The sequence below is a fragment of the Brevundimonas sp. PWP3-1b1 genome (assembly GCF_049896065.1).
Lineage (GTDB): Bacteria > Pseudomonadota > Alphaproteobacteria > Caulobacterales > Caulobacteraceae > Brevundimonas > Brevundimonas intermedia_B.
This window is the reverse complement of sequence record NZ_JAFCTO010000001.1, coordinates 1,095,190-1,110,312: the sequence shown is the minus strand read 5'-3', so window position 1 is coordinate 1,110,312 and position 15,123 is coordinate 1,095,190. Positions and strand designations below refer to the sequence as shown.

13 protein-coding genes are annotated in these 15,123 nt (G+C 66.5%); 8 read left to right on the top strand and 5 right to left on the bottom strand.

Annotation, left to right across the window (positions count from 1 at the left end; genetic code table 11):
• Positions 1-27 precede the first annotated feature (27 nt).
• A complete protein-coding gene (locus ACP69V_RS05405) occupies positions 28-450 on the top strand; it encodes a VOC family protein (RefSeq protein WP_426022972.1) in 423 nt (140 codons plus the stop codon).
• 5 nt (positions 451-455) lie between these two features.
• Here ACP69V_RS05405 and ACP69V_RS05400 read toward each other — a convergent pair whose 3' ends face one another.
• The 5 genes from ACP69V_RS05400 to ACP69V_RS05380 all read right to left on the bottom strand — a co-directional run bounded on the left by ACP69V_RS05400 (position 456) and on the right by ACP69V_RS05380 (position 5,774).
• Complete coding sequence (locus ACP69V_RS05400) at positions 456-743, bottom strand: hypothetical protein (protein ID WP_426022971.1); 288 nt, start codon at positions 741-743, stop codon at positions 456-458.
• Positions 734-1,471, bottom strand: a complete 738-nt coding sequence (locus ACP69V_RS05395) for a hypothetical protein (protein ID WP_426022970.1) — start codon at positions 1,469-1,471, stop codon at positions 734-736. The genes ACP69V_RS05400 and ACP69V_RS05395 overlap by 10 nt, the downstream gene beginning before the upstream one ends.
• 86 nt (positions 1,472-1,557) lie before the next feature.
• The gene (locus tag ACP69V_RS05390) at positions 1,558-2,961 is read right to left on the bottom strand and encodes a Do family serine endopeptidase (protein ID WP_426022969.1); all 1,404 of its coding nucleotides are present in this window, start codon (positions 2,959-2,961) and stop codon (positions 1,558-1,560) included.
• A gap of 176 nt (positions 2,962-3,137) precedes the next feature.
• Positions 3,138-4,037 (bottom strand): enoyl-CoA hydratase-related protein, encoded by a 900-nt coding sequence (locus ACP69V_RS05385; protein ID WP_426022968.1) that lies wholly within the window; start codon positions 4,035-4,037, stop codon positions 3,138-3,140.
• A 144-nt stretch (positions 4,038-4,181) separates the two neighbouring features.
• The gene (locus tag ACP69V_RS05380; RefSeq protein WP_426022967.1) at positions 4,182-5,774 is read right to left on the bottom strand and encodes a carboxyl transferase domain-containing protein; all 1,593 of its coding nucleotides are present in this window, start codon (positions 5,772-5,774) and stop codon (positions 4,182-4,184) included.
• Positions 5,775-6,134: 360 nt separating this feature from the next.
• On the opposite strand from ACP69V_RS05380, the gene rpsF reads away from it, so the two are divergent.
• The 7 genes from rpsF (at position 6,135) to ACP69V_RS05345 (ending at position 15,104) form a co-directional block, all read left to right on the top strand.
• A complete protein-coding gene (gene rpsF, locus ACP69V_RS05375) occupies positions 6,135-6,521 on the top strand; it encodes a 30S ribosomal protein S6 (RefSeq protein ID WP_135193337.1) in 387 nt (128 codons plus the stop codon).
• Positions 6,522-6,533: 12 nt separating this feature from the next.
• Positions 6,534-6,812 (top strand): 30S ribosomal protein S18, encoded by a 279-nt coding sequence (rpsR, locus tag ACP69V_RS05370; RefSeq protein WP_008259463.1) that lies wholly within the window; start codon positions 6,534-6,536, stop codon positions 6,810-6,812.
• A 1-nt stretch (position 6,813) separates the two neighbouring features.
• A complete protein-coding gene (gene rplI / locus ACP69V_RS05365) occupies positions 6,814-7,398 on the top strand; it encodes a 50S ribosomal protein L9 (protein ID WP_395943517.1) in 585 nt (194 codons plus the stop codon).
• A gap of 321 nt (positions 7,399-7,719) precedes the next feature.
• Positions 7,720-10,179 (top strand): TonB-dependent receptor plug domain-containing protein, encoded by a 2,460-nt coding sequence (locus tag ACP69V_RS05360; RefSeq protein ID WP_426022966.1) that lies wholly within the window; start codon positions 7,720-7,722, stop codon positions 10,177-10,179.
• A 338-nt stretch (positions 10,180-10,517) separates the two neighbouring features.
• Complete coding sequence (locus ACP69V_RS05355; RefSeq protein WP_426022965.1) at positions 10,518-12,941, top strand: TonB-dependent receptor plug domain-containing protein; 2,424 nt, start codon at positions 10,518-10,520, stop codon at positions 12,939-12,941.
• Positions 12,942-13,103: 162 nt separating this feature from the next.
• The gene (locus ACP69V_RS05350) at positions 13,104-13,469 is read left to right on the top strand and encodes a hypothetical protein (protein ID WP_426022964.1); all 366 of its coding nucleotides are present in this window, start codon (positions 13,104-13,106) and stop codon (positions 13,467-13,469) included.
• Positions 13,470-13,613: 144 nt separating this feature from the next.
• Positions 13,614-15,104 carry a replicative DNA helicase gene (locus tag ACP69V_RS05345; RefSeq protein WP_346497712.1) on the top strand — a complete coding sequence of 497 codons (1,491 nt, stop codon included), beginning with the start codon at positions 13,614-13,616 and terminating at the stop codon, positions 15,102-15,104.
• The last annotated feature ends 19 nt before the right edge of the window (positions 15,105-15,123 follow it).

Sequence of the window (15,123 nt, the reverse complement as noted above, 5' to 3'; positions counted from 1 at the left end):
ATGGCGGCCCGCCACGGAGCCTGCCCGATGACCGACGCCAATCCGAACCAGGGTCCGACCTCGGGCCTGACGCCCCATCTGACGATCCCGTCGCGCGGCGCCTCTGCGGCGGTGGATTTCTACATCATCGCCTTCGGGGCCGAGGTGCTGGACCGCAAGCTGGCCGACGACGGCGAACGCCTGATGCACGCCCATCTGAAGATCAACGCCGCCAGCGTCATGCTGAACGACGAGTTCCCGGAGTACACGGGCGTTCAGGACGTGCGGCCCGCCGGCGTTACCCTCCACCTTCAGGTCCTCGATCCTGACGCCTGGTGGACCCGCGCCATGACCGTCGGCGGCGCAGAGCCGGTCATGGACATGGCCGACCAGTTCTGGGGCGACCGCTATGGCGTCCTGCGCGACCCCTTCGGCCACACATGGTCCATAGGCGGGCCGACGAAGGGTTGAGGCCTTCACGCTCGGCGGACTTGGGCCAGGGCCCAACTGACAGGCAGACCGATGACGGCCATGACCGCGAGCAAGCCGAATTGACCGCCCCATTCGGCCGGAAAATGATCGCGCCCCAAAACGAAGATGGCAGCCATGCACAGGCCCAAAGCAAAGGCTTGGGAGCGAGGCACGACCAAAGTCTCGCCGCAGCCGGCGCAGGCGAATCTCCGACCATAGCCGAACTGGGTCTTGAGGAAGGGAACGCGCGTCTGGCACTCGGGACAGGTCGGTCCGAGCTTCATCAGTTGCACACCACGGTGTTCGACCGCGCGATGTGTTGGCGCCGGAGCGCGCGGCGGCGTCCCTCGCTCAGCCATTCGCCGCGCCTGTCGGTCATGTATTCGACGAGCGTTTTCGGCAGGCAGGATTTCGCCATGGTTTCCTCGACGAGCCAGGCCTTCGTGTCGGCGTCGAAATCCGCCCAGGCGCCGTCCAGTCTTGTGACCGCCGTCGACCCGGCTTCTCGGTAAAGCAGCCACCCAGGATTAACCTGATTGCGCGCCATAAACGCTGCCTGTCGTCCTGCGATTTCTTCCAGATTATCGACCTGCCCATCGACCATGCCATTCGCCGACGCCTGAGTTCGAGAAATCAGGCTGGGATCGATGCCACCGTGAACCACGATCACCGCGCCCGGCTCGACAATCAGCCGTCCCGCCAGCGGCAGGAAATAGTTGGCGCAGGACGAGTTGCACTCGCCCCTGACCCGCATGGTGAGACGCCGGCCTTCGAACCGTTCCGCGATTCTCAACGCCTGGTCTGCCGAGCCACCGCGACTGGTAAGCACCAGTTCGTTCGTTGTCGGGGCGAAACGGCTCTGAACGCAGTCAGTCATGGCGGCGTCGATGGGACCGGACAGGACGAAAGACTCGGGTGTGGCCTGACGGCAAAGATCTTCATTCTGCGCGGCGTTTGCGGAGCCCACTCCCAAAAGGGTCAGAACCAGTGCCGCGCAAACTAGTCCAAGCCCGTATCTCATGCTGCCCCATCCCACCAAGTTGGCGACGATCTAAGCGAGTAGATCGTCAATCCAAGGTAGACATGCATTGACGGACAACAAGCCTTTTAACGCAACACTCCCCGGATCTGACGGCCGCCACGATTGACGACGACCTCCCATGGGCCGCGACCGGAACTGGCGGTCTCGACGTCGCGGGCGCTGGCGATGGTGCGGCCGTTGATGCTGACGATCAGGTCGTTTTGACGGAAGCCCGCGCGGGCGGCGTAGCCTCTGCCCGAGACGCCGGTGACGATCACGCCCGTAGCGAACGGATCGCCGCCCAGGCGGTCGGCCAGGGCCGGGTTCAGGGCCACGACCTCGGCCCCGGCGAAGGGACCGGCCGCGATGGTGACGCCCTGTTTCGGATCGGCGTCACCCGGCAGGGGCTGTACGCGCGCCGTCAGGGTCTGCGCCCGCCCGTCGCGCAGGATGGCGACCTGGACCTGGTCGTTCGGATTGCGCGAGCCGACGCGGTAGTTCAGCCCGCCCTGATCGTTGATCTCCTGTCCGTCGACGGCGGTGATCACATCGCCTTGGCGCACGCCCGCCCGGGCGGCCGGGCCGTTGGCGTAGACGTCTGTGACGACCAGGCCTTGCGGCCGGGTCAGGCCCAGGCTGCCCGCGATGTCGCCGGTGACCGTGTCGCCCTTGACCCCCAGCCAGGGCCGAACGACCGTCGTCGCGCCGCCCAGCGCCGAATCCACCACCCGCTTGACCATGGCGGCCGGCACGGCGAAACCGACCCCGGCCGACGAACCCGAGCGCGAGAAGATGGCGGTGTTGATGCCGATCAGATCGCCGTCCATATCCACCAGCGCACCGCCGGAGTTGCCGGGGTTGATGGCCGCGTCGGTCTGGATGAAGGAGCCGCTGTCGGAAATGCCGGTCTCGGTCCGGTTCAGGGCCGAGATGATGCCGTTGGTCACCGTCTGGCCCACGCCGAAAGGATTGCCGATGGCCAGGACCAGGTCGCCGACCTGCTGCTCTTCCTGATCGTCGATGGCCAGGACCGGCAGGCGGTCGCTGACGTTTTCCAGCCTCAGCACCGCAATGTCGCTGCGCTCGTCGGCCAGGATGACGGTGGCCGGAAACTCGCGCCGGTCGTTCAGCACGACCTTGATCTGCTGGGCGCCGTCGATGACGTGGTTGTTGGTCACCACGATCCCGTCCGAGCGCACGATGACGCCCGAGCCGACCGATTCCGCCACGCGTGCCTGGGGGATGCCGCCGCCGAAGAACTGGAAGAAGGGATCTGCCTGGACCCGCTGCACGCTGCGCGCCGAGATATTGACCACGGCGGGCGCGGCCGACCGCACCACGGGGGCGAAGCTGGACTTCATCCCCGCCGCATCGGACGGCGCCGTGCGCGTCGGCTGGGCGAACTCGCCTTCCTGCGCTTTCGAACTGTTGGGATTGCCGCACGCCGACAGGGCGAAGGCGGCGACGAGCACGATCGATCGGGTCTTCATGGGCATCCAGAAAGTCAGGCTTCAAGCGACGCCATACCGCACCCGGTTTCGGGCCGGATCAAGGCGTGGGAGCCTGATCAACGGACAAGCTTGCGGGCCGTTCCGTGGGTCTCGTGAGGACAGACTGAAACGCTTCTCCTCCCCACAGAGCGAGGAGGAGATGCGGTGCGCGCGCCTTACCTGGCCCAGTTGGCCTCGCGCTTTTCCAGGAAGGCCAGCACGCCCTCGCGGCCTTCGGGGGAGACGCGCGCGCGGGCGATGCGTTTGGCGGTCTCGTCCAGCAGGCCCGAGTCGATCTTGTGGTGGGCGATATCGTTGACGAGGCGCTTGGCCTCGCCCATCGCGCCGGGCGCATTGCCGATCAGGCTGTCGGTCAGCATGGAGATGAACTCGTCCACCGAACCTTCGGGCAGGACCAGATCGATGAGGCCGGCGTGGGCGGCATAGTCGGCGTCGAAGCTGTTTCCGGTCAGGAACAGCTGGCGGGCGCGGCGGGCGCCGATGGCCTCGACGACATAGGGGGCGATGGTCGCGGGGATCAGGCCCAGCTTGACCTCGGAGAAGGCGAAGCACGCACCCTCGACCGCCACGGCCATGTCGCAGGCGGCGACGATGCCGGCCCCGCCGCCCATGGCGTTCCCCTCGACCACAGCCACCGTCAGGGCCGGAATGTCGTGCAGCGCCTTCAGCATTTTCGCCAGGCCCATGGCGTCGTCGCGATTGTCGCTTTCGGACCAGCCGGCGGCATCGCGCATCCAATTTAGGTCGGCGCCGGCGCTGAAGGTGCCGCCCGCCCCGCGGATGAAGACGGCGCGCACGCGGTCGGCGCCGTGCAACGTCTCGAACGTCTCGTGCAGCGCGGCGATGGTCGCGGCGTCGAAGGCGTTCTTCTTCTCGGGCCGATTGATCGTGATGAAGACGATGCCGTCGGTGGTCGAATCGATCTGGACCAGGTCGTCGTTCGCGTCCGGCGCGGCATCGGGGACCAGCGGCTGGGCGATGGAATTGATCTCGGCCGCCTCCGCGTCGGTCACGTCCCGGGCGTTGAGGTCGGTTTCGGTCGGTTTGTCGGTCATGGGGGACTCCTTCAAAGGATCAACGCGCGACGAGGCGAACGGCGCCGCTTCAGTGAAAAGTGCGAGTGAGCGAGGGGTGAGCGGCTGTCTGGCTGAGGCGACAAGCTCACTTCTTGCTCACTAACACCCCTCGCTCACCCCAAATCACATCCGGAACAGGCCGAAGGTCGTCTCGGGGATCGGGGCGTTCAGGCTGGCGGAAATGGCCAGGCCAAGGACGTCGCGGGTCTGGGCCGGGTCGATGACGCCGTCGTCCCACAGGCGGGCGGTGGCGTAATAGGGATTGCCCTCGTCCTCGTACTTCTGACGGATCGGGGCCTTGAAGGCCTCGGCGTCGTCCGCGCTCCAGGTGTCGGCGTCGCGGTGGACGGTGGCCAGGACCGAAGCCGCCTGCTCTCCGCCCATGACGCCGATCCGGCTGTTGGGCCAGGTAAAGAGGAAGCGCGGGGAATAGGCGCGGCCGCACATGCCGTAGTTTCCGGCGCCGAAGCTGCCGCCGATCAGGACGGTGAACTTGGGCACCTCGGCCGACGCCACGGCCGTGACCAGCTTGGCCCCGTCCTTGGCGATGCCGCCCGCCTCGTATTTGCCGCCGACCATGAAGCCACTGATGTTCTGCAGGAACAGCAGCGGGATCTTGCGCTTGCAGGCCAGCTCGATGAAGTGCGCGCCCTTCTGGGCGCTCTCGGAGAAGATGACGCCGTTATTGGCCAGGATGGCGACCGGATAGCCCCAGATGCGAGCGAAGCCGCAGACCAGGGTCGAGCCGTACAACGTCTTGAACTCGTCGAACTCGGACCCGTCCACCAGCCGAGCGATGACCTCGCGCACATCATAGGGGGCGCGGACGTCGTCGGGGATCAGGCCGTAAAGCTCTTCGGCGGCGAAGGCCGGCGCGCGGGGTTCGCGCACGTCCATGTCCACGGCCTTGGTCGTGTTCAGATTGGCGACGATGGACCGCACGATCTCCAGCGCATGCTCGTCGTTTTCGGCCACATGATCCACCACGCCCGAACGACGGCCGTGGGTCTCGGCCCCGCCCAGTTCTTCGGCCGAGATGACCTCGCCGGTCGCGGCCTTCACCAGGGGCGGGCCGGCCAGGAAGATGGCGCCCTGGTTGCGCACGATGATCGTCTCGTCGGACATGGCGGGCACATAGGCGCCGCCGGCGGTGGACAGGCCCATGACGCAGGCGATCTGGGCGACGCCCTTGGCGCTCATCCGGGCCTGGTTGAAGAAGATGCGGCCGAAATGGTCGCGGTCGGGGAAGACCTCGGCCTGATGCGGCAGGTTGGCGCCGCCGGAGTCGACCAGATAGACGCAGGGCAGGCGGTTCTGCTCGGCGATCTCCTGGGCGCGCAGATGCTTCTTCACCGTCATGGGGAAGTAGGCGCCGCCCTTCACCGTCGGGTCGTTGGCGACGATCATCACCTCGCGGCCCGAGACGCGGCCGATTCCGGTGATCAGGCCGGCACCGGGGGCCTCGCCGTCGTACATGGCGTGGGCGGCCAGTTGGCCGATCTCCAGGAAGGGCGAGCCGGGATCCAGCAGCCGCTCGACCCGGTCGCGGGGCAGCAGCTTGCCGCGGGCGACATGACGCTCGCGCGACTTGTCGGATCCGCCGCGCGCGGCCTTGGCCACGTTGCCGCGAAGTTCGGCGACCAGGGCGCTGTTGTGCGCGTGCAGGGACTTGTATCTGGGGCTTTGCGGATCAACCGCTGACGTCAGCTTCGGCATGAGGCTGGTTTAGGCGGGGTCGCGAGGCGTCACAAGGAATTCTCCCTCCCCTTCATGGGGAGGGACGATCGCGCAGCGATCAGGGTGGGGCCGTGCGGGCAGCGGAGACGCTTCATACCGCCCCACCCCGGCTCCGCTCCGCTCCGCTGCGCTGCGCCGCCCCTCCCCATGAAGGGGAGGGAGAAGCCATCCTTGCCTCTCCGCCCCTTTTCCCCTATAGGCCCCGCCTTTCCAGGGCTTCGGTCCTGTCGCGGAACACCAAAGGGTTGGACGTTCGGTCCGGCCGCCGCGCCAGGAGCCATCGTGGGGATCGACTTACCCGGTCGTTTCCACGCCGACGCCCACAAGGGAGAATACCGCATGGCTCTTTACGAGCACACGGTCATGTCGCGCCAGGATATCTCGGCGCAACAGGCCGAAGCGCTGAACGACACCATCAAGGGCTTGATCGAACAAGGCGGCGGCTCCGTCGCCAAGATCGAGTACTGGGGTCTGCGCAACCTGACGTACCGCGTGAAGAAGAACCGCAAGGCTCACTATTCGCTGCTCGCCGTCGATTGCCCCCCGGCCGCCATGGCCGAGGTCGAGCGTCAGCTGTCGATCAACGAAGACGTGCTGCGTTGGCTGACCGTCCGCGTCGAGGAACTCGACCTGGAACTGTCGCCGCTGCTGGCCCGCCGCGAGCGTGAACGCGAGCGTGAGCGCGAGCGCACCCCGCGCGAAGACGCCGCCGCCGACGCCGAATAAGGAACCCGGAACATGACCGATACAACCGCCCCGACCCCGGGCGCACCGGCGGGCTCCGGCGCCGCCGGCCGTCGCCCCTTCTATCGTCGCCGCAAGGTCTGCCCGTTCTCGGGCGCCAATGCGCCGAAGATCGACTACAAGGACGTGAAGCTGCTGCAGCGTTACGTCTCCGAACGCGGCAAGATCGTGCCCTCGCGCATCACCGCCGTCTCCCAGAAGAAGCAACGCGAACTGGCCAAGGCCATCAAGCGCGCTCGCTATCTGGCCCTCCTGCCTTACGTGGTGAAGTGAGATGAAGGTCGTTCTGCTTGAACGCGTCGAAAATCTCGGCGCCATCGGCGACGTCGTGTCCGTCAAGGACGGCTTCGCCCGTAACTTCCTTCTGCCGCGCGACAAGGCCCGTCGGGCCACAGCCGCGAACCTGAAGGCGTTCGAACTCGACCGCGCCGCCATCGAGCAGCGCAACGAGAAGAACAAGGCCGATGCACAGAAGGTCGCCGACAAGATCGACGGCCAGACCTACATCATGATCCGTCAGGCCGGTGAAACCGGTCACCTGTACGGTTCGGTCGCCGGCCGCGACGTCGCCGAGGCCATCCAGGCCGAAGGCGGCAAGGTCGAGCGTTCGCAAGTCGTCCTGAACACGGCGATCAAGAACCTGGGCGTCCACGAAGTGCCGGTCCGCCTGCACGCCGAGGTCCGCGCCACGGTCAAGATCAACATCGCCCGTTCGATGGACGAAGCCGAGCGTCAGGCCAAGGGCGAGGACGTGATCCGCAGCCAGTTCGACGATGAGCGCCAGGCCGCCGAGCAATCGGCCCAGGAACTGATCGAAGGCGGCGCCGGTCAACAAGAGGGCTTCGGCGACGAAGCCTGATCGACCCCGGCCTTCGGGCCGGATCGCCAAGACATCGAGGGCGCGTTCCGAAAGGGACGCGCCCTTTTTGCTGCGCGCCACCCGCCGCCCTGTCTATGACAAGTTTACAACAAGCAGCGATCGTTGTTCGCCCAGGATGCAACTTAGACAAAGAGCTTGCTTGACGCCGCCGGTTTGCGGTCACAGCCTCCAATCACGACCGATTTCGGCCCGAACGGCGAAAGATTATTGCGCCAGAGGACAAGTCGGACGAGGGGCGACGGCATGGCGGCCTGTCGAGCGTCCGCGCACATGGCCGTCGTGCTTCGTCGGGGATCATCAATGCAAATCGGACACGGCCGTCGGGCCCTGCTGGCCTTCGCCTCCACCAGTGCGCTTTTCATGGCGTCATCGGCCTTCGCCCAATCCACGCCGCCGCCGACTGACGACACGACCGAAGTGGGCGAGATCATCGTCACCGGCACGCGCACCGTGGGACGCAGCCGCTTGGACAGCGTCGCGCCCGTGGACGTGATCACCGGCGAGACCCTGGCGAAACAGGGCACGGGCACGGAACTGGCCGCCGCCCTGGCCGCCACCGCCCCCTCGATCAACTTCCCCCGTCCCGCCATTTCCGACGGCTCCGACCACGTCCGCCCAGCGACCCTTCGCGGCCTGGCGCCCGACCAGACCCTGGTGTTGATCAACGGTCAGCGCGGCCACGTCGGCGCCCTGGTCAACGTCAACGGGGCCCTGGGACGCGGCTCGACCGCGTTCGACCTGAACACCATCCCGTCGATCAGCCTGGGCTCGGTGGAAGTCCTGCGCGACGGCGCCTCGGCCCAGTACGGCGCCGACGCCATCGCCGGCGTCATCAACCTGCGTCTGCGCGAGGCGTCGAGCGGCGGCGGCGTCACCGCCAACTACGGCATCTACGACACCGACTTCACCACCGCGCGCGGCGACCACAGCCGCCGTGACGGCGAACAGACCTCGCTCGCCGGCTGGGTCGGCCTGCCGCTGTTCGGCGATGGCTTCCTGACCCTGTCGGGCGAGGTGCAGAAGCGCCAGCCCACCAACCGCTCCGACTATGCCGCGACCGGCGCCGTGAACGGCGGCAGCGCGACCACCGTCATCGGCCGTTTCGGCGACCCCTATACCGAGGCCTACACGGGCTATTTTAACGCCGGCAAGCCGCTGAGCGGCGAATGGGAGGCCTATGCCTTCGGCGGCTATCAGAAACGCAAGTCGGAGGCCGCCGCGACCGCCCGCGCCTTCAACAACTCCAACAACGTCGCGGCCATCTATCCGAACGGCTTCCTGCCGATCATCGCCGCCGACATCACCGACTACAACATCTACGGCGGCGCCAAGGGACCGGCCTGGGGCTTCGACTGGGATCTGTCGGTCGGTTATGGCCGCAACGAGCTGGATTACAGCGTCCTCAACTCGCTGAACGCCTCCTACGGCGCGGCGTCGCAGACCGAGTTCGACGCCGGCTCCCTCAGCTACGGCCAGCTGACCATCGGCATCGACGCGGTGAGACAGGTCGAGGTCAATCTGTATGAGCCGTTGAACGTCGCGTTCGGCGTCGAGTATCGCCGTGAGGACTTCAGCGTCTCGGAAGGCGAACCGACCTCCTACAACAAGGGACCGGTCACCGCCGGCGGCGCAGGCTCGCAAGGCTTCCCCGGTTTCGCGCCGTCCAACGCCGTCGATGTGGATCGCAACAACATCAGCGCCTACATCGATCTGGAGGGCAAGTTCTCCGAACAGTTCACCGTCGGCCTTGCCGGCCGGTACGAAGACTATTCCGACTTCGGCGATCAGTTCACGGGCAAGGTTTCCGCACGTTACGACTTCACCGACGCCTTCGCCTTGCGGGGCGCCATCTCGACGGGCTTCAAGTCGCCGGCTCTCCAACAACAGTTCTTCAGCTACGTCGCCACCAACCTGGTCGCGACGGGCGCCGGCGTCGTGCTGCAGCAGAACGGATCGTACCGGGTCGATGATCCCATCGCCATCGCCCTAGGGTCCAAGCCGCTGGAACCCGAGACCTCCACCAACTACTCTCTTGGCGCCGTCTTCCGGAACGGAGGCTTCGAGCTGACGGTCGATACCTACCGCATCGAGGTCGATGATCGGATCATCTATTCCGAAACCCTGGGCGTCGCGCGGCCCAGCCAGACGGCGCAATCGACCGCAGCGATCCAGGCCCTTCTGGCGCCCTTCGGCGTGACCGGCGCCCGCTTCTTCCTGAACGGGGTCAACACCACGACCAGCGGTGTGGACGTGGTGGGTCGCTATCGCACGACGCAGGACTTCGGCCGCTTCGACTTCACCCTGGCCGGCAACTTCAACAACACCGAGGTGACCCGAACCCCGGCCGTTCCCAGCAACCTGGCCATCGCACCCTCCGGCGACTTCTTGTTCGACCGTTCGTCCAGGCTGTCATTCGAACAGGGCACGCCCGAGCAGAAGATCGTCGCCAGCGTCGATTGGTCCTTGGGCGACTTCGGCGCGACCCTGCGCGGCACCAGCTACGACAGCGTCCTGGTCGCCAACAACAACGCCACGCTCGACTACGAGACGGGCGACGCGCTGCTGCTGGATCTGGAGGGACGCTACACCCTGCCCTTCGGCGTCGCGCTGGCGGTGGGGGTCAGCAATCTCACCGACGAATATCCGACCGCCACGCCGATCAACATCAATGGCGCGACCGGGTCCGTGGGCTATCCCAGCTACTCGCCCTACGGCTTCAACGGCCGGTTCTTCTACGGTCGCCTGAGCTACAGCTTTTAGGCCAACCGACCGATCCAGGGAACGGGGCGCTCTTCGGAGCGCCCCTTTTTGCGTGCGATAGATTTTCTGCCGACTGCTGCAGAAAACATGGCCCCCTGCGTCGATTGACCCGCCGCACCTTCGCCCTGATATGGCCATGACCGCCGGGATCTCCCCGACCGTGCGGTTGGAGACGGCGATGACGACTATGCTTTATTTTGCGGCGACCCCGCCCGCCCAGAGGCGATGTTGCGGCTGAGGCCGCAAGACACCTGACCTCCAGATCGACTTCAAAGCCCGCCCCGATCACCGGCGGCGATGCGCGCTCGCGCCAAAAACAAGCCTTAGGAAATCTCTCAATGCGCAACACCCTGCAACGGGCCGCCGTCCCGGCCCTGTTCGCGACCGTCTCGACGCTCGCCCTGCTGACCGCCGCCCCCGTCTTCGCCCAGACCGCCGAGCCGACCGTCGATGACGCCGCCCAGGTGGACGACATCGTCGTCACCGGCACGCGGGTCCAGAACCGCTCGCGCCTGGACACCCTGGCCCCCGTGGACGTGGTGACGGCGCAGGCGCTGCAGACGCGCGGCACGACCGAGTTCGCCACCGCCCTGGCCCAGGCCGTCCCGTCGCTGACCTTCCAGCGCCCGTCGGCCAATGACGGCACCGACTCGATCCGCCCGATCACCCTGCGCGGCCTGTCGCCGGATCAGACGCTGGTGCTGGTCAACGGCACGCGCCGCCACGCCTCGGCCCTGGTCAACGTCAACGGCGTCGTGGGGCGCGGTTCGGCCGCCGTCGATCTGAACACCATCCCGACCGGCGCCCTGGACCGGGTCGAGGTGCTGCGCGACGGCGCCTCGGCCCAGTACGGTTCGGACGCCATCGCCGGCGTCGTGAACCTGCGCCTGAAGGAGGCCTCCAGCGGCGGCGGCGCCAGCGTGACCTACGGCCAGTATTTCACCACGGTGAAGACCGCGCGCGGCGAACGCGACGAACAGGACGGCGGCACGGTGACGGCCTCGGCCTGGCAGGGTTTCTCGCTGGGCGACGACGGCTTCCTGACCCTGTCGGCCGAATATCTGAACCGCGAATCGACCAACCGCTCGGACTATGATCCCCGTGCGGCCGCGAACGGCGCGATCACCGCCCGCTTCGGCGACCCGGACGTCGAGCAATGGACGGTCTTCGCCAACGCAGGCAAGGGTCTGGGCAATGGCTGGGAGGCCTATGGCTGGGCCGGCTATCAGGATCGCGACAGCGAAGGCGCCGCCTTCCCTCGCCTGTCCGACAACGCCAACAACGTCGCCGCCATCTATCCCAACGGCTTCCTGCCCAAGGTCGCCATCAACTCTCAGGATGCGTCGCTGGCCGGCGGCCTTCGAGGCGAACTGGCCGGCTGGAACACCGACGTCAGCCTGACCTACGGCCGCAACGCGCTGGACTTCCGCACCGAGGATTCGCTGAACGCGACCTATGGCGCGACTTCGCCGACCAGCTTCGATTCCGGCAGCCTGATCTATGATCAGCTGGTGCTGGGCGCCGACTTCAGCCGCAAGTTCGAGGTCGGCCTGTCGGGCGGCCCGCTGAACTTCGCCTGGGGCCTGGAGCAGCGCTGGGAAGGCTACCAGATCGAGGCGGGCCAGCCCGAGAGCTACAACCGCGGCCCGCTGGGCGCCAATGCGGCCTTGACCGGCGGCGCCCAGGGCTTCGTCGGCTTCCAACCCTCGAACGCCGTCGATGTCGATCGCGACAACTTCGCCGCCTACGCCGACGTGGAAATCCCCCTGACCGACAAGCTGCGTGTCGAAGGCGCCGTGCGGTTCGAGGACTATTCCGACTTCGGCGACACCCAGACGGGCAAGTTGTCGGCCCGCTATGACTTCACGCCCAGCTTCGCCCTGCGGGGATCGGTCTCGACCGGCTTCCGCGCGCCCTCGCTGCAACAGAGCTTCTTCACTTCGACCGCCTCGGTGATCCAGAACGGAGCGGTGGTCGAGACCGGCACCTTCCCCGCCACCAGCGCCGTCGCCGCGGACCTCGGCGCCCGTCCGCTGAAGGCCGAGACCTCGACCAACTATTCGCTGGGCGCCGTCATCCGCCTGGGCCGGTTCGACCTGACGGTGGACGCCTACAAGATCGACATCGAGGATCAGATCGTTCTGTCTGAGCTGATCAACCGCACCTTCTCGGGGCAGGTCGCCAGCCTGCTGGATCCACAGGGCATCCAGGCGGCGCGCTTCTTCCTGAACGGGGTCTCGACCTCGACGGAGGGGGTGGACATCGTCGGGCGCTATCGCCTGCCCACCGACACGCTCGGTGACTTCGACTTCACCGTGGCGGCCAACTTCAACGACGTGTCGGTCAACAGCCTGCCGACCTCGTCGTCGGTGCTGAACCCGGTCCCGACCCTGTTCGCCCGCCAGCGCATCCTGACCATCGAGGACGGCACGCCCGACACCAAGGTCTCGGCGGCGGCGGACTGGAGCCGGGACAAATGGGGGGCCACCGTGCGCGCCACCTACTATGGCGACGTGCTCCAGGCGGGATCGACGCCGGCCAACGACTACAGCACGGGCGCCAAGACCGTCGTCGATCTGGAAGGCCGTTTCCAGCTGACGGAACGGGTCGGGGTGGCGATCGGCGTGGACAATGTGTTCGACGAATACCCTGACTTCGTGCCGGGAACGCTGAACTCCAACGGCGTGCTGGGCTTCCCCTACTATTCGCCGTTCGGCTTCAACGGGCGCTACGGCTATGCGCGCGTCAGCCTGAAATGGTGAGGTCGCGCTGACGAGCGATGAGGCAAGGGCGCTCTGCGGAGCGCCCTTTTCTTTGGCGGATTACCAAAGCTTCAGACAACCCCGCCGATCGCGCCGCAGTTGCGACACATATCAACCTTCAACCTCGACCTTCCAAAAGGCCTTGGGAGGGGTACGACAGACATGAAGACCAGATTGATCGCAGCAGGCGTCTTGGCGCTTTCGCTGATCGCCGGCGCAGCCAGCGCCATGACGGTGCAGGAGTTCCTGACCACCGCCAACGCCATTCCCCAGAACCCGACGGCCCTGCTGCGCTCCGACACGCGCCGGCTGATGGCCGAGTTCCGCGGCGCCGTCCGCACGGTTCGGACTGAACAGACCGCGGCCACGACGGCGGGGCGTCCGTCTGCGACCTGCATGCCGGACAAGGTTGGCCTATCGCCGAACCAGATCCTGGCCCGCTTCAACGCCATACCCGCCGCGCGTCGCAACATCAGCGTGACCCAGGCGATGCGCGAATGGATGGCGGCGGACTACCCCTGTCCATAAGGTCAGATGGATCGACGAACCTTCGCAGGACGGACGAAATCCGATTGAGGAATTCCGGTTCGTCCCCAGCCCCAACGATCTGTCCACGGCGCAGGCGGCGTCCCCGTCTGACGTAGAGGCGTGAGAGGGCTAAAGCGTTAATCGATGAACGCCTTCGCCCCCATGCCCTTCTCGTCCTCGCCCATGGAAAACGGCGGCGTCAGTTCGATGCCGCACAATCTGGAAGCCGAGCAGGCGCTTCTGGGCTCGCTGATGTTCGACAACGCCGTGTTCGAGCGGCTGAACGACCGGCTGCGCGGGGTGCATTTCTACGAACCCTTCCACCAGCGGCTGTTCGACGCCGTCGAGGATCACATCCGCCAGGGCATGCTGGCCGAGCCCACCATCCTGATGGAGCGGTTCAAGCAGGATCCGGCCTTCCAGGAGTTCGGCGGCCTGCGCTACCTCGCCGATCTGGTCGACCGCGCGCCCCCCGCCGCCAACGCCCCAGACTATGCCCGCGTCGTCTATGACCTGGCCCTGCGGCGCGATCTGATCCGCATCGGCGGCGAGATGATCAAGGAGGCGCCCAATCCCGAGACACCCGCCGACGAACAGATCGAACAGGCCGAACAGACCCTGTATTCGCTGGCCGAGACGGGCAAGCCGTCGTCCGGTTTCGTCAGCTTCTCCAACGCCTTGTCCGGCGCCGTTCAGATGGCGGCCGAAGCCTATCAGCGCGAAGGCAAGCTGGCCGGCCTGGCCACCGGCCTGAACGATCTGGACCGCAAACTGGGCGGCCTGCACCCCTCCGACCTTCTGATCCTCGCGGGTCGTCCGTCGATGGGCAAGACGGCCCTGGCCACCAACATGGCCTTCAACGTGGCCCGCGCCTATCAGTGGGAGCCCACGCCGGAGGGCCGCAAGACGGTCAACGGCGGCGTGGTCGCCTTCTATTCCCTGGAAATGAGCGCCGAACAGCTGGCCATGCGTATCCTGGCCGATGCGTCGGGCGTGTCGTCGGACAAGCTGCGCAAGGGCGAGATCGACGCCACCGACTTCGGCAAGCTGCGCGACGCGGCCGTCGAGATCGGCGAGGCCCCGCTCTACATCGACGCCACCGGCGGCCTGTCCATGTCCAAGCTGGCCGCGCGGGCGCGCCGTCTGAAGCGGATGGAACACGGGCTGGACCTGATCATCGTCGACTACCTGCAACTGGTCACGACCGGCAACGCGGGCGGCCAGAAGAACCGCGTGCAGGAGGTGTCCGAGATCACCGGCGGGCTGAAGGCCCTGGCCAAGGAACTGTCGGTGCCGATCATCGCCCTGTCGCAGCTGTCGCGTCAGGTGGAGCAACGCGACGACAAGCGGCCGCAACTGTCCGACCTGCGTGAATCCGGCTCGATTGAGCAGGACGCCGACTGCGTGATGTTCGTCTATCGCGAGAGCTACTACCTGGGCCGCGCCGAACCGCGCGAGGGCACCGAGGAACACCTCCAATGGCAGCAGGACATGGACCGTCTGCAAGGCCAGGCCGAAGTCGTCATCGGCAAGCAACGCCACGGCCCCATCGGCATCGTCAAACTGGCCTTCGACGCCGACACCGTCCGCTTCGGCAACCTGGCGCATGGCTATGAAGAGGTCAGCTACGAATAGGCGGCTGTTCCATCGGCCG